Source organism: Marinobacter sp. L-80, from assembly GCF_056859395.1.
Map to the genome: position 1 here is coordinate 59039 of NZ_JBSXOI010000069.1, position 20775 is coordinate 79813.

The window sequence follows — 20775 nt, forward strand, 5'->3', positions numbered from 1 at the left end:
GATTACAGATTGCTGAGGGGGATATAAAACTGGCCAGCCAGTACACGGTCTTGTTTGACCGAATGCACTTCGCCCAAGCCAGCGATTTGGGATCCAGGAGTAATGGTTATGGAATTACCCTCTGGATCTACAATGACAGCCCGGCGTGGCGGGATGAGGGCGGTAGCCTCCCACCCCTGAGGTGCACGCTGAATTGTCGGGAATCGGTTATCGGCATTGGTATTGGAGCGTGAAGACGCGGCTACCATGGCCGGGTTCAGGGACTTTGAAATCGCGGCCGTTCTGGGTACAGAAGGGGCGCCTTGATTTGCACCTTCAGAGTTTGAGCCCGTGTCAGAATTCTCGGTAAGGCGTTTCTCGCGAAGAGATTCCGGAGCCCTTACATGATCAATAAACCATCCATTGCTGAAGATTACCGCATCTCCGTTGCCAACAATTTCCTCAACAGTCAGGTTGCTTCCAGCAGCAAGGATGTTCCGCTCGCCCTCTTCGAGGGTAATGACCTTGTTGGTAGGGGAGAGGGCCACTACGCGATTGTTAACCCCTGCATTGGCAAGGATTGAGAACTCGCCCAGTCGTGTAAGGCCTTGAACCTTCTTCTTGACAGTCTCTGAGTGTTTCTCTTCTTCGCTCTGCTCCTGAGCGATCTTCTTTTCAAGGTCATCAATGCGTTTGAGTTGTGCTTCCATCCGACCCAATGTTTCGCGAAGGTCACCAAAACGATCGCCAATTTTTTCCGACATGGATGCTTCGATCTTCTGGATCTGGGCGTTAATTTCATCCCTCATGTCGGCAAGTTGCGAATCATCAACAATGTCAGATGGCGAAGGCATAGAAGCGTGCTGCTGGCGGGGTGAGGGCTGAACCTGACGGCTTGTTGGCACCGCGCTTTGTTGTGCTTCCGAACCGCGGGTAGTCTGTTCGGCACCCATCTGAGCAACGGTGAACCCCTTGCTCTGGCTCCCACTCACTGTTCCCTGTTCAGCTGTATTTGATGAACCTGCCTGGTTATTTGTAACAGCAGCCTGCTGAGGCGCCTCATCCTTAACGGGAGGCTTGGGCGTTGATTTCAAGACAGGAGTTACTGTCTTTTGTTGTGCCACGGGGCTTGATGTTTGGGTGAATGCGGAATAAAAAACGAAACCACCAACGCCAACCATCGTTATAAGTCCGGCAAGTGATGCACCAATCACAAGACCCTTTTTGCTTTTGGGAGCTTTGTTTGGTGAATCTTTTTTGCTCTCTTGCTCAGATGGCTCCTCGGGAACATCTCCATAGTCAAAGCTTGAAGGAGTGTCGTTGCCGGCGCTAACAGCGTCATCAACGGTAGGTGCATCTGCGTCGAGGACATCAGGCTCATCCTCTTCTGTTTGCTCCATAGCCTGCTCGAGAACCAAAATGTAACGCTCGAAATCAGGCCCGACATACTGCTCATACTGATGAACAACTTCATCACTGGTTGCTCCATTCTCCAGGAGTGTGACGATATCGTTCAGAACCTCAACGTCATACATGAAGGTATGGCCGCTCTCATCATCCTCGACTTCCCACGCGGCATTCATTTGAATGGCGCGGTTAAGAATATCGATCCAGTTCTCAGCACTCATCGCTTAACCTCAACTTCACTTAGGATCCAGATTCCGACCTGCTCTCCGTTGTAAACCTCAACAGTAACCGGTCGATTGATTTGTTCCTGGAGTACCGGGACCATGCGTCCGAGCCCAGTACCAAGAGTAAATTTGACCTGATCTGCGGCATCAGGGATGTCCGATGTCTCATTTACAGTTGCGCCCTCAGGGCTTGTAGTGGTGGTGCTATTTCTTAAGGTTTCAGCATAAGCACCACCAAATGTTCCCAAGAGATAGGGAACCCAACGGCTCAGATAGTGGTTGTCATAATCACTAGCGATGCCGGGCTGGAAAGTTGCTGCGTTAACGATCAAAGCCCTTACATCGTATGTCTCGCCCCGATAAATCATTTGAGTGATTTGTGGAGCAACGGCTTCCCCCCGAACGGGAACTTCCTCAGCCAGAAACACTGCTCCATCTAAAGGCGGTGTAACTGATTCAAATGACATCGGACCACCTATGTCCGAGTTATGCGCGACAGTGGCAACACCAAAGAGTCGAGTGTCGGCTGGAATCTTGAAGGTGTTTGGGCTCTCGCCTGATGGATTCTGTGCAAAGGCCAGTTCCTCACCATAGCCACCGGTGACGAAAGGAATGTCATCAGGATTGGAAGAGTTCGAGCTTGTACCTGATGCTTCTCCAGAATCCCGTGAAACAGCGCTATAGCTGGCAAACGCCCCATAATTCGATTGGGACTCTGCAACCTTTCGCAGGTCGTCTTTTGTTTGCTCACTTAGGCTTTTGGCTTCATCAATTTCGTCCTTCAGGGTCCAACCTTCCGGCTGATTCTGGCTTGCACGACGATTCTGGTTTGTCTGACCGGGCGGCGTGACGGGAGTCGGATTTCCTGTAGAAACACGTTGAGATTGACGTTGCAGTGTATCCAGTGCCAGATCACCAGTATCTCGCCTGGTGTCAACAGATTCATCAGCAGCTGCTTCTTCAGCACGCTCCTGGTTCTGAAGAGTCACTTGCTCGATATAGGTACGACCCTGATTACGGGCGTCTTCCGCCTGTTGTTCCTGAGCTTGGCGTTGTTGCTGGGCAATAGGACTATCATCAGACAGTTCTGTTTCTCGCACATCGCCCTGGCTGGTCCGGTTAACCACGCTGCCTGACCCACCAGTGTTGTCAGTACTTTCGTCAGGGCTTGTCATAATCATGTAGGTGAAGAGACCAGCAGCAACAACCCCAATCACCAAAAAGCCGCGACCACCCTTTTTGAAGGCATTTTTAAGGGCTGCCTTACGTCTTGCACGGTCTTCGCGATCCTGCTCTTCGCCAAAGGAATCCCAGAACGTGTCACTGTTCTGTTCTGGATTCTCATGGATGTTTTGTTCGTCGGCCATATTTAAGAACCAATAGTTACCCTTACAGACTCACCATTCGGCGTCCTGAGATAAGCGGTCGCCTGCGATGGATCCTCGATCCGATAAACATAAATGCCACTCACATCCTGAATTTGGGCTCGGGGAGGACTCTCCATCCAGAATTTACTGCGCACATAGAGGCGGCCGTTGATGATCCAGGCGCGTCCAGCGTCCTGAAGTCCAGTGAGTTCCACTTCTTCAGCGCCATTTGGGATGTCGTTGACAGCAAGGCGGAACATGATTTCGTCTTCACCGCCGCCATAACCTGCGTCTGAAAGCATGGTCGGATTGGTGTTTGCGTTTGGTCCCGGCATGTTCAGCCGAACATTGAGAACGCATACATTGTCTTCTTCATCGCCGACAAGGCGCACAACGATAGGTTGCGGGTAACCCTGCAAAAGAAGATTATTTGTTGCCATTGCGTACGGTTTTTGAACGGCAACCTCATAAATGTGCGGCTGCTGTTCAAGAATCTCGCTTGAGAATGCTTCAGAATCCCCCTGGGTGTGGCCGTCAAGTGGCCATACTTGTCCAGTTGAGTCCTGGAAAATGAGGTGAGCCGGGGAGCGAGATGCAATCGGCAGCCTGATAGCTTCTGGGTTGCTGTTGCTGTAAGAGATTGTCTTGATTTGGCAAGCCGCCTCGCGAAGAGGAGTATTACGAGCCCGAATCTGTTCTTCCTGAACAACTCGCTGATCAATGATGATTTTCGGAGGAATACCCATTCTCTGTTCGCGCTCTCGACGATACGTTTTTTCACGCTCTAGCTCGCGAAGTTCGGCACGAATAGGCTCAAGGTTCTTTTCTTGCCAAATGTACCGACTCATCGCCTCCCGCCGCTGCTCCATAACAACCTTGTCGGATTCACTGGGGGTAAACATCAAAACACCATCACCCGAATTGTTGTCGTCCTGTGCAACAGAAAAGCTAGCCACCGAAGACAGGGTGAGGCCCAGAAGGAAAGTGTTCATGCTCTTTCTCATGCCCGCTCCTCCATGTAAAAAGAGGTGAAGCGGAACCCAGAGAAAAACAGGGAGTCCGGTGTATCAAAAGTCATGGTTGCATCTATTAACCAGCGTTTGGTGGCTGTTCTCCCGGAAAAGAAGCGGGTTGTCATAATTTCAGTCTGGTAGCGCCATATCGGCAGCCCCTTGGATGAGCCCTCATAAATCATGAAGGGCCCTTTTGTGTTAACCGCCTGCACCACTGCACCGCTCTGGGGGTTGTCTTGTATGTACCGACCAAAAGAGGTCCGTGAGATGACCTTTGGAAAAACCCCCTGCGAATTAATATCGAAATAGAAGAGGGCGCAATTGTTCACGGTCTCTTCCATATCGGTAGTGTTAAAGGAAAAGCACTCACGAAGCATTTCCTTAATCCAGTAGTCTCTGGCGATGGGACCTACGTTAGGAATTGGAAGCAAAGGAGCACGAACCACAGGAGCATTGGAAGGCCGAATATCAATTCGTGGGTGGAAGTCAAACAACAGTCTTCCTGCCACGATAACCATCAGCAACGCAGAGAGAATATAAAGCGGCTTGATGCTCTTGTTTGCGAAGCTCTGAAAGGTCATCGAGCGCTCCTGTAAACAACAGCATCAATGGCCATGCCAGAGCTATTTCTAAGCTGGCTCTCGCGTACAACGAAGATAGTTACCTGGATATCAGCATATCGTGGCCGATTCTGAGCAATGTCAAACCAATGCCAGCGAACAGGAACTGTATAAACCCACGTAAAGCGATTGTTGGTAAGGCGGTATTCCTCAATGACCGGTACCGACTGGATTTTGGCTAGGGTAGAGAATCGGCCAGAGACCAATGGCTCAAGATCACCTGCACTTTCGAGTGCATTCAGGAAATCCTTTCTGCCGGCAGCAGTAAAGTAGTTATCGAAAGCTTCATTCATTGATGCTTTCGGGTCCATATTGGAATGAGATAAGACATCCTCGATTGCAGCGGCAGCGAAGTCCCGTGCAGCAGCATCTGTTATATTCCCTTGCTCGCTCAAAGGCTTGAGGTTGATTAAGCGGTAGTCATCCGTAGCTGGAATGTTGTAGTGGTCGGGCGTCCAGAAGAAAACCATCAAAAACAAAGTCAACGTGCTGAAAAACAGGCCGAGAGCCCAATAAAAATTAGACAGATTGCTGTCTACAAACGACAGCCTGGATTCATTTTCTTTGAAGGTTTTCGGACCCTGAACGGGTGCCGGAACGCTCGCAGTAGAATTTGCTGGGCCCGCCAGCTTTTTGCGAACCACACGATTCGGCGCGGCCTTAGCTGCAGAAGCAGAAGTACCTGTTGTTTTCCGGATCGGAGTTTTAGCGTTCGTCATTAATGAAAAGCTCTACTGATTGAACCAAACCATCCTGGGTGGAAAGCCTCAGGATGTGGTGGGTCTTACTGATCCACAGGAGCGTCGAGAGAACCATAAGCACAACTGACAGGGAGACAAGCCTGCGAGTCCAGCGCTTCATCCTGATACTTGCGAGTCCAACTGAAGCCGGCGGTAAAGTCTCCGAGGAAAAGCGAATGGCACTGCCTTCTTCGGCTTTCTCGGACCACAGCTCTTCTTCAAGGGACTTAGGATCAAATTCTTCTGACAAAATAAAACCTCTCAACAGCCTAATGAGAAGATAAATTAAATCAGAGATTCAGTCAAGAATATTCCCGATGCCAGAGTACCTATCTAACGCTTCATTGAAGAAATAGATATTCTTCCCGTAACGCTTGATAAGTCGGGCCTTTAGCTCTGGAGAGAAGGGTTGTTTTACACGCTGAAAAACGTGGGGAGGGTCGGTTGCAAAACGAAACAATGTATCTGTTTCGCATTCCTTGGCAAGCCACTCGATATTGCAGAAGCATGCAATCATGCTACCCACAAAAAGATCGGCCGTAGGAAATTTCACAAGGCGAAGGAAGGAGGCAAAATCGTCTTTTGCTGATTTGTCGAGCCATTCCCAGTTGAGAGGCTCAAAAGGACCGGGACTGGAATCAATCTTTGCGACCTCTCGGCCATTCCAGTACAGGGTGCAGTGGAAGTCCAGATGACCATCAACATCAATGGTCATGATATCCCCAATGGTAAAGGGGCTGCTGGTCTTGTCCGGGAAATGAGTAGGCACGGTTTCCTTTACAGCTTCAATATTCAAATCAATCTCCAAGTGTAGCCGTTGCTACAGTTGTCCGCTTCCCATAAGTGCACACAAATCGCGAAGCGAATGGCTGGGCCACACCTGCTGAAACCGGGGCTCCCGGCACGATAACTTGCCTGAGAAACCAAGTTATACTATCAGCAAGGGTGGCCGTGGACAATGACGACACTAGGCCGCCACCCTCTCATAAACCCCTTTTCCAAGGGGTGTGAAGTCCTCTTCGAAGCGTCGGACTACCTGTCGAATCTTCGCCTCAAAGTTCTGGTTGGTCGCAACACGCTTGGCGTACCCCGACAGGCGAGCGTACAGGTCCTGTAGGTGAACCTTTTCGCCAGGGCGGGTGACACGCTTCAAAGCCGATCGCCACGTCATTCGCTGGGCATTGGCCAGACGCTGTTCAACCTGGAAGGCGAAGTCGATGGCACAGAGAATCCTTCTGTCCCTCTCGAAAACCAATAGGGTTTCGTGCGCGATACGGGCGAAGGAAGCACCCCCATAACGTCGAGAGTCTGAAACGCAGTTGTGCTGCTGCTTGATGATGATGTCCCTCAGCTTCCCCGGCGCCACTCTCTGAAGCATTCCTGTCAGGTCATAGAACTCACCGGACTTACGCATGTTGCCGATTAGCACGCAGTACGTGGCTCGACCCTGGTGGGAGAGGGCATCATAGATATTCATCAGAGCCAGCTGACTCTTTTCGATGAACTCACCGACGCTCTGACAGTTGGACAGATCGTCTGGGTGAGCCTGTCCATTACCCCATACGTTTTTGGAATACTCGATCATTGAGTGATATGGGGGATGCCAGAAGATCATTTCAGCGGGACGCCCAACGGACTCGAGTAGATCGTCCCTGAGAAGGTTGAACCCACTGTGAAGATCGAGGCCTTTGTAACTCACCCCCAGTTCCCGGGCAACGTCACCGGATGTACCGGAGCCCTCTGAGGGGTCAACGAACAGGGCCTCTGGGTTGGACCAATCGAAATAGGAACCCAGAGCGTCCTTGATGATGTGGCCGGAACAGTTACCCCGCCAGCGAGAGTCACCCCACTTACCGCGATTCGGATATGAGGCGACGGAGCTTGCAAACCCTTGAGGCTTATTCATGTTCAGTCTCCTCCTCAGGGGCTCCAGGAAGCGCCGGGAAGTATGTGAAGATTTCAAGATGAAATTCTTCGGTGAGGTCTTCGAGGTCCCACTCATCGACATACTTGTGAATCAGGACCCGGAAAGCATGGGCCAGCTCTTCAAGGCCAGCACCTGGCTTTTCAGATTCAAGCTTTGCCACTGCGTCACGGGCGGCATTGATGATGTTCGTTCTTTGCAACATGAACTGCCTCCGTTACCACATGAGCGCTGCGAAGCTAAATGAGGCCATAGCGCCACCGACGATAATCTGGGTCTGGGCGATCTGCTCGCCCCATAGCCGGGTGGCTTCGTATCCTGAGGTGCCTGCGATAACGAGGGCGACACCCCCAGCAATGAGACCAAGAAGCACCAGCGTCCTCTGGGTCTTTTCTGAAATCTGAATAGTGTTCTGTTTCATGTCTGCCTGCCTTACTTGTCCTAACCTGAAAGTAATAGTATCAAATAAAGATACACCAAGCAAGGTGCATTCAGGCGATCAGAAAACGCGCCATGCGTTCCTTAGGAACGTCTTGTCTGTGCACACAAAAGCGCGAAGCGCACATAGGGTCGAGGGCATGCCATGGGTGGCAGGTGAGGGATAGGGGCGATATCTGACTGTGGGGGAGGTGGTGACCCGGGGAGGGCCACCGCACTACATGAGAATCTGAGCCCGTATAATCAACGGATCTCGACTTGTACAGTGACGCTCTCAGGTGACTGCTGGAATGCCAGGAGGCATGCCGTGGTTGGGCTGGAACCGGTCCATTCGCCTACCTGGTATCTCTTGCTTCCAACGATGACGGTTGAGTAATTGAACTGACCGCTGGTGAAATTCTCGGCGAACGATTCACATTGGTTGTGGTTGCGTGCGGTCGCGGAGATGACGTCAGTGGTCAGTCCGGGGCGGGGCTCAATGCTCGTTTCGCCCGATTCATCAACGGTGATCAGGATGGGTTGGGCTTCGTCCGGGACTTCCTCGTAGGCCTGTTGGATCTGCTCAGAAAGATCGGTGATGCTCTCAGCTTCTGCCTGGGCTTCGTTTTGGCTGGAGATCTTATCGTACAGCATGTATGCGCCAACGATGACAGCGGGGCCAAAAATGGCGATGGGTAGCCACTTGGCAACGTGCTTTGATCCGGTACTACTCATAGGGTTTCCTTTTCTCGTTATGGGTTATGGGGTAGGGGAGGACTGGCTGGCGAACTCGCTCCAGTTGATCTGGCCGCTGTTGAGCTGCTGGATCAACGCGCCTACCCGGGAGCCTTCTGCCCATTCTTCGGTCATGCAGAGTTCCTCGAGGCGGCCATTGTCCACGGTGCGGTACCCGAGATCGATGGCGTCTTCGATGACTTCTTCGATGGAGTCCATGGTGTGGTGTCCGAAGAAACCGCGCTGATCGAAGGTCTGGTGGCGGAAGCGGCCGGGCTCGCTCATGTCCTCCAGAATGACGGTCCACTGGTTGGTGGTGTCATTGCGGAGGGTGAGGCCGTAGCCGGTTTCCTTGAAGGCGGCGAGGATAGTCTCGTAGGCCTGTGCGTCGCGGTGGAAGGCGTCTACCACATCCTGACAGTTAGCCGTGAGGGAAGGGCTGTGAGCCATGTCCTGAAAGGCTTGAAGGCGGTCGATGTAGGGGTTGCTTTCGATGCTGCACATAACGTATCACCTGCTGTTGTCCTAACCTAATAATAATTGTATCATACCACCTACACCATGCAAGGTGTTTTGGTGTTAACATTCTCCGGGGTTTTATCCGACAGATACATGAGAGCCGATGTACTGGGGGTGGCCGGAGAACAAACTCAGCAGTAGAAGGAAACGACGATGCGCGTGCTGTTATCCGCACTGATGGCCCTGGTAATGACCGGTTGTGCCACGGTTGGAACGGATGTGAGTAATGAGCAGGTGAGGAGCCTGGAGATTGGCGAGACTACCCGGGCGGAAGTGATTGCCCGGCTGGGTGAGCCCAATGGTGTGATGTCCGGGAACCAGTTGGGCGGCGATGCGGTAAGCGGGATTTCGTACACCTATTCCAAGGCCACTTCCCGTGCTACCAACTTCATTCCGTTTGTCGGCTTGTTTGCCGGTGGGGTGGACACTCAGACCAAGGTTCTGATAGTTTGGTTTGATAAGGCCGACGTGGTGACTGATTACCACTATCAGGAGCAGAATCTTGATTCGTCCCAGAGTCCCACGCCTGTATGGGGCGGCTGACAGGCCTCAGTTACTGATGTGAACCGTAGCCCTGATCAGGGCGTAGAAGGAATTGTGCGTCTGGATGCTGACCTAGCAGACAGACACTTGCTTCAGGACACGGGGCAAGGGGCAACTTTGACCCTCCGGTTTTCGGAGGGTTTTTTTATGGCTTGTCGACAAGGGCCTCGAGGCTTTTGAGTTCTCTGCCGTAAAACTGGGTTCCCAGAGAGCAGATGACCGTCCACTCAACCGTTTCACCTTCCTGTTGCTCGTATTCATCCTTTGTGGCTTTGCGCTTTGCATTGAGCAAAACCTGAAGCGGATCCATGTAGAGAAGGGATCCTCCGACTTCATTGATTCGATCTTCATCGAAGGAATCCGGATTGGTTTGGTAGCGGCTAACCGCTTCGGAGAGATCGCTGAGGATAACCCGCGCCTCATAGTTGAGCTGGTCATGGCCCAGCAGCTCATCGACCATAGGTCCTTTCGTTTCAAATGTATGGGCCATGAAGTGGCCGTGAATCACTTTCCGGGCATTTTCATCGGTCACTGGAGCTTTCATGGCCCGCATGAGGGCCAGGCCATCGGGATCCGCCTCCTTAAGCAGTGTGTCGGCCTTTTGCTTGATTGCCGGCCTTGATTCCCGTGGCAGGAGGTTTTCGAAGGATTTGGGTACCGCTCTTTGGCTTGAGACGCCCTTGAGTAGGTCGTTGACTTCAAAGATGGCGCTCATGATGCCGGCCCAGTAGTCGATACCCTCGTTCATGGTGTTGGCCAGATCCGGGCTGCGGTGCTCCAGTTGCCTCAGGCGAAAGCGGTTGGCCGGGCTCAGCTTGTCCATCAGCGCCAGATAGCCCCGGCGGTTGTGCACGCCTCGTTTGAGGAATCGTCGATAAACTGCATTGAACGTCAGGCCGAGGGTGATACGGGCACCTTCACGAAGTGTGGGGGTGGTGTTGCAGGGCTGTTCCATGACACTTAAAAATCTCTGGTCTGTTGTATCGAGGGGTATGTTACTTCGGGGTTGGGCAGGTGGCGAGTCAATGCAGTAAACAGGGAGTTAGCTGGAAGCTGCCTGAAAGGTAGGAAAAGGTAAGGGCTAGTCCTTTAGCCGCCTGGTGATTTCGCTTGCCTGAGAGCCTGAGAGATAGGCCACAGTGAGCTTTCCGAAGGTGGGTCGGAATCGGGTGAGGTCTTTCTGCATCTCTTTGCGATCCTTCACCATGCCGATTGGGTCGCGCACGGTCTTTGAATCGCTCGTCAGCGCCTCCTCAACGGCCGCCATGCCGTACATGGCATAACGCTGGATGTCCGCCAGCTCTTCGGAGTCAAACCGCATACCAGGCTTCTCCGGGCCACCCCCAGTGGTGTGTTTCTCATTAGCCTCACTGGTCAGGGCGATATCAAGGTCAGATAACTCCTCCAGGGTATTCAGGATCTCGGGATCGTCATGAAGGGCGCTGTGCTCCGGCATGTGAGCGGCCATTGCCTCCATTCGATCAACCACCAGTTGCCGCAGAAGGTGAGTCTGCCTGGGGGTGAGCATGACCGGAGATGGGCTCAGGTTGTTGTCGGGGGTATTCATTGATGCTTCTTGCCTACCTACGGATTGGTTGATTCGTTGATGTTCAGGGTACCGGTAACCGGTTACAGATTGATTGAGCGCCCGGTAGCGCTTTCGACAGCCCGTATGAAGTCGTGGATCTCGGCCTTGTAATCGCTCTGACTGTCATCGCTGTACGTTTGCAGGAACTCGACAGTCTCTTCCGGGATCTCCCGGCCGGTACCGTGATGCAGCAGGACTTCCATTGAGTGAAACTCAGCCTGCGCCTGAAAGAACCGGGATTGATTGCCCTTAGGCTCAATAGCCATGAGGCGGTGCCGTTGTTTGGCGGTGGCCTCGGCGATCTGGATGACCTTTTTCTGTTCGTCGGTTGTGAGGTTGCGCATGTTGTGATTGCTCCCCTGGTTCATATAGCAGGCGCTATTCGCAGAGGGTTAGTCCGCGGATAGCCCGATTTCTTTGATGTGCTTGAGACACAGTTCGATTGCCCGCTCCCGCAGCTCGGGAGCCCCTTTGGTTAATGCCCGGGCCAGTTGGTACTTTTCCCAGATGTAGACTTCGGCGAACTTCGGATCCAGCGTGGAGATATCACTCAAGTTGTCCACGATATCCGCCAGCTTGATGGTCTGGGCCCGGGCGTCGCCAGAAGCATAATGTTTGAGGTCAATGGCCTTGCGGGTGGCGCGATTGCCATCCTCCGGCTTGCTGATAGACGTCACCGCTTTAACCAGATCCAAAACCGCAGGCCCGAACATCTCCAGAATGTCGTTCTCAGTGAGCGGGGTGTCCTCCAGAGTGTCGTGTAGAAATGCCGCCTCAATCATTGAGAAGGTGCCGCCGTGCTGGCGAACCAGTCCGGCCACCGCGTCACAATGCGTGATGTAGGGAGCGCCGGAACCTTTGCGGACCTGTCCAATGGAGCGGTGCGCCTCATCGGCTGTCCGCCTGGCCAGTAGTGTTGGATCGAATCCCATGAAGCCCCTCATTACAGCTTTGCCCTGAATCTAAAGTTGTATTATTCGATAAAATTATTGCACTTGGCTAGATAAGGATTCCATTGTATCAAATTTCACCAGATTCTGGGGGTGGAAGTTTTCGCGGCGCAGCCGTGGCGTAGCCAACCGGCCTCAGTGCACACGAAAAGGGCGAAGCCCTCCTACCGGGAGCAGGGCTCCCGGGTTACTGATCGGTGGGTAAGGGATGGATGGGGCATTTGGTTCAACCGGCGCGGCGAATCTTGAACGGCTGGGTGGCGCGAGCTTGCGCGTTGGAAATCATGAGCTGCCGGTAATCGTAGGCGGCGGCTTTCTGGGCGTCCCGATAGCTCAGGCCGACCTTTTGGGCGAGCTTTCGGCTGCTGGCCAGGAAGTTGTCCGCTTCCATGCCATGCAGGTGTACGGAGGCCTGCGGGTCGAAAATGTCATGGAGGGTGACAACCTTGTGTTCCGGCTCAACGACAATCTGAATGGCGCTCTCGTCGATGTGCTGTACTTTGCGCAGCATCTCTGCGATTACGGCTGACTGCTGGAAACGGCCAACGATTCCGATGGTGCGACTGGTGTGGGCGTTGCGAGTGCTCATTGGCCAGCCTCCTGTGAGTTCTGATAGCCGAGGCCGAACATGGCCAGAATCTCGTTGCAATTATCTGCCAGCGCCTGCTTGATGATCTCGATGCCCTTGTTGGCGTCCTTGATCTGCTCATTTGCACCGGCTATGTCCTCGGCGGTGTAGTCCGACTCTGAGGCGATCTTCTCTTGCAGATCATCGGCACCGGATTCAATCAGGGAAGCCATTGCCTCGATCTGGGAGGCGGTCAGCTCAACCGCCAGCTTGAAGGTGGGTTCATTGCTCATGGGGTGTTCTCCTGCCTGTATTTGTTTGCCTAACCTGAGAACCATTTTACCAGCAATAAGACACCCTGCAAGGTGTATATAGTCCGAAAACCCGCGGCGACAGCCGTGGTGTAGCCAAACGGCCTCAGTGCACAACAAAGGGCGCCCCGCGCCCCGGCTGGCCAACGGCCAGGCACAAAAAAAACCCGCTCATGCGGGCAAAGGATCGAACGGGATGGATGTTCAGGGCATCAAATGCAGGGTGGGCAAGGGCCGGTCACAGGGGTCGACAATCTTGGCCGTGGTGATGGCCTCTTCGAGCTGGCTGTAAACCTGATCGAAGGCCTCAATGCCGGAGTTACCAGCTCCCATGTCACGCATGACAACCACCAGCTGAGAAGCATGGTCGATAATATCGGACACCTGGTGGCCGGGCAGATCCATGGACTGTGTGTCGACCTGGTTGCCCTCGACGTCAAAGGTGTTCAGCGTTACTGGTACCAGAAGGCCGGAATTGGGCTGCTGTTCATCTGAAAGGGTGGTGAAGTCACTTTCCAGCAGGGCGAGGGAACCGATAACCGGGTTTTCCTCATCCTGCCCGGTTACATCAATGACCAGACCTTCGCCGGTGCGATTGAGCTGAACACCGCCGAGCCCGGTAATGCCGATATCGAGCCGGGTGGAGTCATCGCCCTGGGTGACGGTGAAGGGACCTTGGCTTGTGGTCCGCTCGTCTTTGTGCGTCAACTCAAGGTCACCGAAGTTCAGCATCTGGCAAAGCTCTTCAATGCCTGCGTTGTCCATGGAGATTTGGTCGCCACCGTTGGTGGCAATGTCGTGAATGTCGTTCGGGCGGATATCCGGATCCCCATAGCCTAGCTCCTGATAGGTGCGCAGGGCGGCGAGAATTGTATGTAGGGCCTGATCTTTGTCAGCGGGTGTCATTTTGGTTCTCCAGAACGGGGGATTAGGCGGCCGCTGTCTGGCCGCGCTCCCATACTTTCACTTGATAGCCGGTGCACTCGTGGCGAACCGCTTTGGCTTGTTCTTTGTGAGCCTCGCTGAGCTCACTGGGGTCAACCCGGTATTCCTTGATCGACTGGCTGTTTTCATCGATCTCATACATCCGGTAGAGCTCTCCTTCGTGGAAAGCGTGGATGTACTTGGCCACCACGTTTTCAGGGTTATAGTTTTCGGCCTCATAGGGCTGGCAGAACATCCAGCCTGCAGATGTGTCCTCGGGAAGGCGTACCAGTTTCTGGGTGCGCTCGCCGGTCAGTGAGGCGCGATCAACGATGCGGGTCTGTCCGTCCCACTCGCCCCAGCTCTCCCAGCCGGTCGGGGAAGGGCGGCCGTACCAGATGCGAACCTTCACCTGCTCGCCCATGTCCTCAACGATGGAAACGGTATGAACGCCGCCCATGCCTGAAGGGATGCTGTAAACGGTGATGGATTCTTGCTGTGTCATGGGGGTGTGCTCCTGCCTGTGTTTATTTGCCTAACCTGGAAACCATTTTACCAGACACCGTACACCATGCAAGGTGTATATAGTGTTAAGTCTCACGGCGACAGCCGTGGCGTAGCCAACCGGCCTCAGTGCACACAAAAAGGGCGCGTAGCGACCAATGAGGGAAAGGTCAGGGTATCGGGGCGCCACCTGACGCCCCGTGTTGCTGAGTGGATCAAGCCGCCACCGGCAGAGCTTCGGGCGCTTCGTCCAGCAGGCCCGCTTTTTTGGCTGCGTCCGCCAGATAGCGGGCCGCTTTCTGAGCGTCGCTCAACGCCTTGTCGAGGGCCTTCTCGGGGTCTTTGGTCTTGCTGGCCCAGCTGGCGAGGTAGTTGACGGAGTTCTGCGGAGTGAAGGGCAGGCCCAGTTCCACCGCCAGCAGCCATGCACCCGCCTCGGCTACCAGTTCCTCAGTGGCGTAGCAGCTGGTGTCACGATCCAGACGGCCCTTACCCCCGGTCCAGTGGATGAACTCGTGGCAAAGGGTGGCTATGGCTTCTTCTTCGCTCACGTACTGGTCAAGGTTGGGGCTGCGTACCATGTCCAGACCGGGACGGTAGTAAGCCTGATCACCCCCACCGAAGGCGAGCTTTACGCCGGCGGCTTTGGCCATGTCGAGCACAAACTGAATGTTACGGCTGACGGTTTCCGCTTCAGGTGCGTCCGCCAGTGGCCCGTCGAGTTGGTCCTCATTGAACACGGTGTAGACCTTACACGCGAGGCGCTTGCGGCCCTTCTCGTCCTCGTCCGCTTCGATCTGCTCTTTGGCCTTCTTCGGGATGTAAGACTTCCAGAACTCGACATGGGTGCCTTTCTCGCCCTTCTTGACGGATACGCCGGCTTCTTTGGCCTGCTTGAAGGTTACCCAGCGCGGGGAGCTATAAGCGTTAAACTCGGCGCTGAAGAACAGTGAAACGATATTGGCCCACCCGGTGTACTGGCGGCCGGTCTTACCGTTCAGGGGCTGAAGTACACCCCGGCCCGGTTTCCAACCTTTTTGCCAGGGTGCGCGGCCCTGGGTGAGAGCTTCAAGAATCTGGTCGCGGATTGAGTCGATAGCTCGCTTGCTCATGGGTGTGTCTCCTGCCTGCTTTGTTTGCCTAACCTGTTAATAATTCTATCAAATACGGTACACCACGCAAGGTGTATCGGTGAATTATTTTTCACGGCGCAGCCGTGGCGTAGCCAACCGGCCTCAGTGCACAACAAAGGGCCGAAGGCCCCGGCTGGCGGAACGCCAGGCACAAAAAAACCCGCTCGCGGCGGGCTCAGGCTGGGGGTTGGTTTACACGGTTGGGGCTGAAATATTCCGGATCCGGTTCAGATTGTTGATCGGGTTCGGTTTGATGCGCACGCGCCGGGCGAACAGGCAGCCGCGGTAAATCCGCTTGGGAACGTCTCCTGGATCAGAATCGAGGATCGAGCTGGCAAAGATGTATTCGAAGCTGCCCCGAATAGAGAATGGGATATAGGTTTTGAACGTTCTTGGATCGCGTTTTCTGTAGAGCATCGGATTGTGCCAACGGAGGGTTTTGCACCGAGTTCCGAGATTCATCGGGAACCGGGTACCGGCGATGGTCTGGGAAAGCCTCAGGGATTGGTCGCGACGTTTGAGCTTCATGTATGGGATCCTCGCTTGCGGGGGAGGCCTGAGTCGTTAGGCCGCCCCCATTGATGGATTACTCTGCGGGCTTTACCCGATCGGGGAATACCGGCGTTGGCGTGGTGATACCATTCTCAAGGTCAATGAAGTGCAACTGATCCTCGGTGAACTCGTTGTCGCGGTCATCAACGAATACCCGATGGCCACTCCGGCGAACCGTTTTCTGTTCGTTCCACTGAATGTCCGTTTGTCCGTCATAGTCGAACTGCAGGGTGTCGCCTTCGAGGCTGGCGCTGTCCATATCAATAAGTGCAACCCCCGGGACGGTTTCAAGGGTGCCGATGATCTCGTTGCCCTGGGGGGATACAAATTCTTTCATGGGTTACTTCTCCTGATCTTCGATAAGGTCGCAATGGCTGACGGCAAAGCCCTTGTGGCAAAAGCCGGTTTCGTTGGTGATGGCGTCACTGATGGCGTCATCGATTTCTTCGGCACTGATGGTGCTTTCGGTGCCTTCGATGTAAATCGTCACGTTTACCCGGTCGGGAAGGTGCGCAAGGTCTCCGGGCTCGTCTACATCCCACTGGATGGCGTGGGCGGTCGCTTTGATGGTTGCCATGTGGTCTGCTCCTGGCTCAATACACTGTGCGGATTGTTCGCTCTGGGGGTCAGTACCGGCCCCGCACATCAGGGCCGGTGTATTGAGAGTCCTTAAGCGAGATCGGCGGTGAGCTGTTCCCGAGCGGCCCTGAGGAAGCGGCGAACCTCGTTCATTTCGTTGGCGTTGACGTTCCACTTCGGCTCGCCACCATCGAGGCAGATGCCGCCTTCTTCGCGCTCAAGCAAGGTCTTCATTTTGTAGCGGGAAACAAATTGGCCGAACGGGCCGTGATCGTTATCGAGGTCATAGAACTCAACCAAGGGCTCGGATTTTTCGTTGGTGAGAGCGTGCTCACCGGTCTTGCGGTTGTACTGACCATAGCCATCGCCTTTCTCAACGATGCGAACGAGCATATTGGTCAACGGGCTCTTGGTGTTCTTGAGGGTCAAAGTCATCATGGGGTGTTCTCCTGTCTGTGCTTGTTTGCCTAACCTGAGAACCATTTTACCAGAGGCAGTACACCATGCAAGGTGTATGTATTGAATATTTCACGGCGACAGCCGTGGCGTAGCCAACCGGCCTCAGTGCACAACAAAGGGCCAAAGGCCCGGCGCAAAGCGCCTATTCAGTGGGTAATGGGTGCAGGGATTCCGAGGACGTTCGGGGCGAACTGGGCGGGATCTTCTTTGGCGGCCTCGTCATGCTCGAGCAGGCCATGAATGTCCTCGAGGGAGACCTTCGTCCGTGTCGGCTTGTCGGCAATTGCCGCGTCCACCGTCAGGCTGCGCTTGTTCACCCGGATCAGGCTGCCAAGGATCTCTTGGCCCTGATGGTTAAAACGAACTGGGGTGCCAGCCCTGAGGGTGGTCAGATCGGCCGGGAACAGGGTGGGGCATTCCGCCTGGGCCTCAGTGAAGGACAGGATACCTTCGAACTGGTCGGGCCCTACGATCGCTCGGCATACTTTGCCGGAGATCACGGCATCGACACTCAGTGAGGTCTCGTTGACGGCCACAATGCGACCCACATAGGTCTGATCCTCGAACCAGAAGCTGATGGGGGTTCCCACTTGAGCCGTGCGTACGATCGCCATGGCTTAAACCTCCGAGGGCATTTTGTGAAGGTCGGCAGCATCTACCGCAACGCCATTGCGCTTGCCCCATTGCTTGAGGGCGCTACGGGTGTAGACGGTGTTGTGCTTGACCATGGTGCGACGGTCACACTTCCCGAACTTCCGATCCCATTTCACTTCGGTTTCCGCCCAGTAGGTGCCGGTGCTCTGGCACTGCTTGAGTGTGTAGGAAGCGGAGTTGTGGCCTTTGCTCTGGGAGGCCGGGGCCTTTGTGGTTTTGCCGTTGAGCTTGTTGAACGCCGCCATGGCCTTTGAGATCCAGTGATCGGCATGGGGGTGACTGGGCAGGATGCCCATGGCCTCGATGCAGAACGCCCGGGGATCAGCGGCCGCGGCGAATTCCTGCGCGACGCTCGGCGTGGTGATTTCTTTGATCCGGTCGGAGATTCTGTAAGACATGTTGGGTGCCTGCCTGTGTTTGTTTGCCTAACCTGAGAACCATTTTACCAGCACTAAAACACCATGCAAGGTGTATATAGTCTGAATTCTCACGGCGACAGCCGCGGCGTAGCCAAACGGCCTCAGTGCACACATAAGGGCGCTTGCGCCCCGGCTGGCGGAACGCCAGGCAAAAAAAGGCCCGCGCAAGGCGGGCAAGGTCGGCAGGTTATAGGGTGGTCGAGTGGCCTGGTTTTAGGCGGCAGGATTGGCCGCTCGACCGAAACTGTGATGCTGGCCGGCACTCAGCCGAACAGCAGATCCTCGTAATCTTCGTCGTCCGCCTGGGGCCACTCCGGATCGGAGTTATGCCCCTGGTGCATCCACTTCACGACAGCCGCCGCTCATAGTGCTCCTCGGCCCATTCGTAGGGGAGGGCGTCGGGGTCGCTCTCCGGTGCCGGGTCGAACCGTGGCGTATTGAGTACGCACTCAGAGTCGTCCGCCACATGCACGTTGCGGCTCTGGATGCGCTCAACCGCACCCTCGGCTTCCAGGAAGTCGACAAACTCAACTTCACCGAAGCTGTCAAAAGGTTGATCCATGCGGCCGTTCACGCTTGAAAGGAAGGCGTCCGCCAGCGGGCGCAGGTTTACGTTACGTCACGGCAGACGCGAACCACGGCCACAATGCGATAGGAATCGTACTCGCCAGCGGTGAGTACCAGAACTTCGCCAGCCGTGGCATTAGCTGCTGAGTCGATCATTTCGAGAATCCGGTTCATTTCCATCGTACTTCTCCTGCCTGTGTTTGATTGCCTGGTAACTGTTGGGCCGATCTGGTGACTGAGCGCCGTCAGGCGACGCTCAGGTTCAGTTTCTTGATGGCCTCTTGCTTCATCTCAGTCCAGGTCATGAACGTGCCACCGATATCGCGCTTGTAGATGTCGCCGTAGCCGTTGGCCATGAAGCGGACGGTCTGCTTGTCCACGGTCAGCTCCACGTTGGAGACGCCCTGGGTGTTGCAACCGGTCATGGTGCCGGAGCGAAAGGCCTTAACCTCTACTTCGTGACCGGCCTTACGCAGTTTGTTGGCGAAGGTGTTAACGCTTTTTTCGAGGGTTCCGATGGAAATCATGGTGTTTCTCCTGCCTGTCGTTATTTGTTTGCCTAACCTGAGTACTATTATAGCGGAATACGTACACCGTGCAAGGTGTATCAGTGAGTTATTTTTCACGGCGCAGCCGTGGCGTAGCCAACCGGCCTCAGTGCACACAAGAAGGGCCGCAGGCCCTGGGCTGGCGGAACGCCACACACAAAAAAGCCCGCATTCGCGGGCGTCTGGGTGATCCGGAAGGTTCAGGCCGGCTCGGGACTCTCCAGCCACGGCATGGGACATCCAACCGGATCGTCGTCTTCCTCGTTAAAACCGAGAGACCCGACCTGACTGGCGTCCAGTGTTGGGATCGAGTCCATCGGTGCGGCGAAGTCACAATAGAACTCTGGAAGCTCAACGTCTTCTGCAGATCCCTCGATCTCGTCAATGAACGGCTCCAGTAGAGCGTTTTTCAGCGCGGTCTTGGCGTAGGCCAGTGATTGGGCTGAAATCTTCCGGGTAACGGTCTGGCAACCGTCGACATGCCCAACAATGAGAAAGTCTCGCATATATCGTTCCTGTGCTGATTGAGAGTTAGCCGGGCCGGGCCCGGCGGGGTGGGTAAAGGTGATCAGGTGCGATAGAAGACTTCGATGCTGTCGTCATATTTGCCAAAGGCCATGTAGTACTCTTTGGCGTCGTAGAGATCGCGGAACTCCCGGAGCGCTGCAGTGAAGGATTTGCGCTTCTGACTGATCCAACCCTTCCTGGTTTTCTCGTCTTCCTTCCAGACCTTCAGGGCACGCATGGCGTCCATCTGGTGTCCGAGCGGTACCCGGTTCTTGGTCAGGATCTTGAAGTCCTTCACGTTGGTTTTGACCATTCTGGGATTGAGTGAGTTCATCGGGGCGCTCCTTATGCCATGAGGTCTACGTAAGGGGAGGCGACTGCCATGCAGGCCTCATCGAAGGAAACTTCCTGCAGCTCCTCGTAAACGCGATCGGCCTCATCGAGAAAGGTCTGAGCCTCGCTCTCCTGCATGAAAAAGCCTTCGCCGTCTTCCGGATCAATGGAAACGGTCGGGAGTGAGCGGTCAACGCTCACGGTGACATTGCTGTTCTGAACGAACGCAATGCGGTCACGGTAGATTTTCAGTACGCGCTCATCGATTACCTGAGTCATGAGGTTTCTCCTGCCTGTATTATTCGCTGGTGAGTTCGACCACTTCGCAGTCGGTTTTCAGGATGAAATTGGTATAGCCTGCCGGCTCACGGGTTTTGAACTCGTCGCTGTACTCCGCCAGCAACGGGAACGTTTCTCCGATATGAGAGGAATACCAGCGCATAGCGTCCGGACAGCGAGTAACTTTCAAGCCGTACTGAATGTTGGCCTGTGCCATCTGATTCTCCTGCCTGCGTTTGCCTAACCTGAAAACCATTTTACCAGACACAGCACACCATGCAAGGTGTATATAGTGTTATTTCCCCGCGGCGCAGCCGTGGCGTAGCCAACCGGCCTGAGTGCACATCAAAGGGCCGCAGGCCCCGGATGGCGGAACGCCAGACAATCGGGATAGGGGGGAGCCATCGGGCTC

General features: G+C 54.6%; 35 protein-coding genes. 1 reads left to right on the forward strand and 34 read right to left on the reverse strand.

Annotated elements, in window-relative coordinates:
* Positions 1-2: 2 nt before the first annotated feature.
* From AC13E3_RS12955 to AC13E3_RS13010, 12 genes are all read right to left on the reverse strand, one after another.
* Positions 3-1607: a hypothetical protein gene (locus AC13E3_RS12955; RefSeq protein ID WP_153637284.1), complete on the reverse strand. Its 1605-nt coding sequence runs from the start codon at positions 1605-1607 to the stop codon at positions 3-5.
* Positions 1604-2977, reverse strand: a complete 1374-nt coding sequence (locus AC13E3_RS12960; protein WP_482902100.1) for a DotG/IcmE/VirB10 family type IV secretion system protein — start codon at positions 2975-2977, stop codon at positions 1604-1606. The genes AC13E3_RS12955 and AC13E3_RS12960 overlap by 4 nt, the downstream gene beginning before the upstream one ends.
* A 2-nt stretch (positions 2978-2979) precedes the next feature.
* A complete protein-coding gene (locus AC13E3_RS12965; protein ID WP_482902101.1) occupies positions 2980-3981 on the reverse strand; it encodes a DotH/IcmK family type IV secretion protein in 1002 nt (333 codons plus the stop codon).
* Positions 3978-4571: a hypothetical protein gene (locus AC13E3_RS12970; protein ID WP_136630763.1), complete on the reverse strand. Its 594-nt coding sequence runs from the start codon at positions 4569-4571 to the stop codon at positions 3978-3980. Before AC13E3_RS12970 ends, AC13E3_RS12965 begins: the two co-directional genes overlap by 4 nt.
* On the reverse strand, positions 4568-5329 hold the full coding sequence (locus AC13E3_RS12975) for a DotI/IcmL/TraM family protein (RefSeq protein ID WP_482902102.1): 762 nt from the start codon (positions 5327-5329) through the stop codon (positions 4568-4570). The genes AC13E3_RS12970 and AC13E3_RS12975 overlap by 4 nt, the downstream gene beginning before the upstream one ends.
* The gene (locus AC13E3_RS12980) at positions 5316-5600 is read right to left on the reverse strand and encodes a hypothetical protein (RefSeq protein WP_136631014.1); all 285 of its coding nucleotides are present in this window, start codon (positions 5598-5600) and stop codon (positions 5316-5318) included. Before AC13E3_RS12980 ends, AC13E3_RS12975 begins: the two co-directional genes overlap by 14 nt.
* A gap of 48 nt (positions 5601-5648) precedes the next feature.
* Positions 5649-6146 carry a hypothetical protein gene (locus AC13E3_RS12985; protein ID WP_153637286.1) on the reverse strand — a complete coding sequence of 166 codons (498 nt, stop codon included), beginning with the start codon at positions 6144-6146 and terminating at the stop codon, positions 5649-5651.
* 171 nt (positions 6147-6317) lie between these two features.
* Positions 6318-7256: a class I SAM-dependent methyltransferase gene (locus AC13E3_RS12990; protein WP_482902103.1), complete on the reverse strand. Its 939-nt coding sequence runs from the start codon at positions 7254-7256 to the stop codon at positions 6318-6320.
* The gene (locus AC13E3_RS12995) at positions 7249-7479 is read right to left on the reverse strand and encodes a hypothetical protein (protein WP_482902104.1); all 231 of its coding nucleotides are present in this window, start codon (positions 7477-7479) and stop codon (positions 7249-7251) included. The genes AC13E3_RS12990 and AC13E3_RS12995 overlap by 8 nt, the downstream gene beginning before the upstream one ends.
* A 12-nt stretch (positions 7480-7491) precedes the next feature.
* Positions 7492-7695: a hypothetical protein gene (locus AC13E3_RS13000; RefSeq protein ID WP_482902105.1), complete on the reverse strand. Its 204-nt coding sequence runs from the start codon at positions 7693-7695 to the stop codon at positions 7492-7494.
* A gap of 260 nt (positions 7696-7955) precedes the next feature.
* Positions 7956-8426, reverse strand: coding sequence for a hypothetical protein (locus AC13E3_RS13005; protein WP_482902106.1), 471 nt, complete (start codon positions 8424-8426; stop codon positions 7956-7958).
* A gap of 24 nt (positions 8427-8450) precedes the next feature.
* On the reverse strand, positions 8451-8930 hold the full coding sequence (locus tag AC13E3_RS13010) for a hypothetical protein (RefSeq protein ID WP_482902107.1): 480 nt from the start codon (positions 8928-8930) through the stop codon (positions 8451-8453).
* A gap of 168 nt (positions 8931-9098) precedes the next feature.
* On the opposite strand from AC13E3_RS13010, the gene bamE reads away from it, so the two are divergent.
* On the forward strand, positions 9099-9488 hold the full coding sequence (gene bamE, locus AC13E3_RS13015) for an outer membrane protein assembly factor BamE domain-containing protein (RefSeq protein WP_482902108.1): 390 nt from the start codon (positions 9099-9101) through the stop codon (positions 9486-9488).
* A 145-nt stretch (positions 9489-9633) separates the two neighbouring features.
* On the opposite strand, the gene AC13E3_RS13020 is transcribed toward bamE, so the two are convergent.
* From AC13E3_RS13020 to AC13E3_RS13125, 22 genes are all read right to left on the reverse strand, one after another.
* The gene (locus AC13E3_RS13020) at positions 9634-10443 is read right to left on the reverse strand and encodes a hypothetical protein (RefSeq protein ID WP_136630072.1); all 810 of its coding nucleotides are present in this window, start codon (positions 10441-10443) and stop codon (positions 9634-9636) included.
* A gap of 126 nt (positions 10444-10569) precedes the next feature.
* Positions 10570-11055 (reverse strand): hypothetical protein, encoded by a 486-nt coding sequence (locus tag AC13E3_RS13025; protein ID WP_482902109.1) that lies wholly within the window; start codon positions 11053-11055, stop codon positions 10570-10572.
* Positions 11056-11117: 62 nt separating this feature from the next.
* Positions 11118-11420, reverse strand: coding sequence for a hypothetical protein (locus tag AC13E3_RS13030; protein WP_482902110.1), 303 nt, complete (start codon positions 11418-11420; stop codon positions 11118-11120).
* Positions 11421-11468: 48 nt separating this feature from the next.
* Positions 11469-12008 (reverse strand): HD domain-containing protein, encoded by a 540-nt coding sequence (locus AC13E3_RS13035; protein ID WP_482902111.1) that lies wholly within the window; start codon positions 12006-12008, stop codon positions 11469-11471.
* Positions 12009-12252: 244 nt separating this feature from the next.
* Complete coding sequence (locus AC13E3_RS13040) at positions 12253-12615, reverse strand: hypothetical protein (RefSeq protein WP_136630076.1); 363 nt, start codon at positions 12613-12615, stop codon at positions 12253-12255.
* Positions 12612-12887, reverse strand: coding sequence for a hypothetical protein (locus AC13E3_RS13045; protein WP_136630077.1), 276 nt, complete (start codon positions 12885-12887; stop codon positions 12612-12614). Before AC13E3_RS13045 ends, AC13E3_RS13040 begins: the two co-directional genes overlap by 4 nt.
* Before the next feature lie 222 nt (positions 12888-13109).
* Complete coding sequence (locus AC13E3_RS13050; protein ID WP_136630078.1) at positions 13110-13811, reverse strand: hypothetical protein; 702 nt, start codon at positions 13809-13811, stop codon at positions 13110-13112.
* A 22-nt stretch (positions 13812-13833) separates the two neighbouring features.
* A complete protein-coding gene (locus AC13E3_RS13055; protein WP_136630079.1) occupies positions 13834-14334 on the reverse strand; it encodes a hypothetical protein in 501 nt (166 codons plus the stop codon).
* A 214-nt stretch (positions 14335-14548) separates the two neighbouring features.
* Complete coding sequence (locus tag AC13E3_RS13060) at positions 14549-15445, reverse strand: ArdC family protein (RefSeq protein WP_482902112.1); 897 nt, start codon at positions 15443-15445, stop codon at positions 14549-14551.
* 213 nt (positions 15446-15658) lie between these two features.
* A complete protein-coding gene (locus AC13E3_RS13065; RefSeq protein ID WP_136630081.1) occupies positions 15659-15994 on the reverse strand; it encodes a hypothetical protein in 336 nt (111 codons plus the stop codon).
* A 58-nt stretch (positions 15995-16052) separates the two neighbouring features.
* Positions 16053-16355, reverse strand: a complete 303-nt coding sequence (locus tag AC13E3_RS13070; RefSeq protein ID WP_136630082.1) for a hypothetical protein — start codon at positions 16353-16355, stop codon at positions 16053-16055.
* 3 nt (positions 16356-16358) lie between these two features.
* Positions 16359-16595 carry a hypothetical protein gene (locus AC13E3_RS13075; protein WP_136630083.1) on the reverse strand — a complete coding sequence of 79 codons (237 nt, stop codon included), beginning with the start codon at positions 16593-16595 and terminating at the stop codon, positions 16359-16361.
* A gap of 92 nt (positions 16596-16687) precedes the next feature.
* The gene (locus tag AC13E3_RS13080; protein WP_136630084.1) at positions 16688-17035 is read right to left on the reverse strand and encodes a hypothetical protein; all 348 of its coding nucleotides are present in this window, start codon (positions 17033-17035) and stop codon (positions 16688-16690) included.
* 167 nt (positions 17036-17202) lie between these two features.
* On the reverse strand, positions 17203-17670 hold the full coding sequence (locus tag AC13E3_RS13085) for a hypothetical protein (protein WP_153637287.1): 468 nt from the start codon (positions 17668-17670) through the stop codon (positions 17203-17205).
* A gap of 3 nt (positions 17671-17673) precedes the next feature.
* Positions 17674-18108 carry a hypothetical protein gene (locus tag AC13E3_RS13090; protein WP_136630086.1) on the reverse strand — a complete coding sequence of 145 codons (435 nt, stop codon included), beginning with the start codon at positions 18106-18108 and terminating at the stop codon, positions 17674-17676.
* A 367-nt stretch (positions 18109-18475) separates the two neighbouring features.
* Positions 18476-18691 (reverse strand): hypothetical protein, encoded by a 216-nt coding sequence (locus AC13E3_RS13095; protein WP_482902113.1) that lies wholly within the window; start codon positions 18689-18691, stop codon positions 18476-18478.
* Positions 18692-18738: 47 nt separating this feature from the next.
* Positions 18739-18876 carry a hypothetical protein gene (locus AC13E3_RS13100; RefSeq protein WP_482902114.1) on the reverse strand — a complete coding sequence of 46 codons (138 nt, stop codon included), beginning with the start codon at positions 18874-18876 and terminating at the stop codon, positions 18739-18741.
* Positions 18877-18941: 65 nt separating this feature from the next.
* A complete protein-coding gene (locus AC13E3_RS13105; protein ID WP_136630088.1) occupies positions 18942-19223 on the reverse strand; it encodes a hypothetical protein in 282 nt (93 codons plus the stop codon).
* A 221-nt stretch (positions 19224-19444) separates the two neighbouring features.
* Positions 19445-19750, reverse strand: a complete 306-nt coding sequence (locus AC13E3_RS13110; RefSeq protein ID WP_136630089.1) for a hypothetical protein — start codon at positions 19748-19750, stop codon at positions 19445-19447.
* A 62-nt stretch (positions 19751-19812) separates the two neighbouring features.
* Positions 19813-20085: a hypothetical protein gene (locus AC13E3_RS13115; protein ID WP_482902115.1), complete on the reverse strand. Its 273-nt coding sequence runs from the start codon at positions 20083-20085 to the stop codon at positions 19813-19815.
* A gap of 11 nt (positions 20086-20096) precedes the next feature.
* Entirely contained in the window at positions 20097-20363 is a 267-nt protein-coding gene (locus AC13E3_RS13120) for a hypothetical protein (protein WP_136630091.1), read from the reverse strand.
* 19 nt (positions 20364-20382) lie between these two features.
* Positions 20383-20580 carry a hypothetical protein gene (locus AC13E3_RS13125; protein ID WP_136630092.1) on the reverse strand — a complete coding sequence of 66 codons (198 nt, stop codon included), beginning with the start codon at positions 20578-20580 and terminating at the stop codon, positions 20383-20385.
* Positions 20581-20775 lie beyond the last annotated feature (195 nt).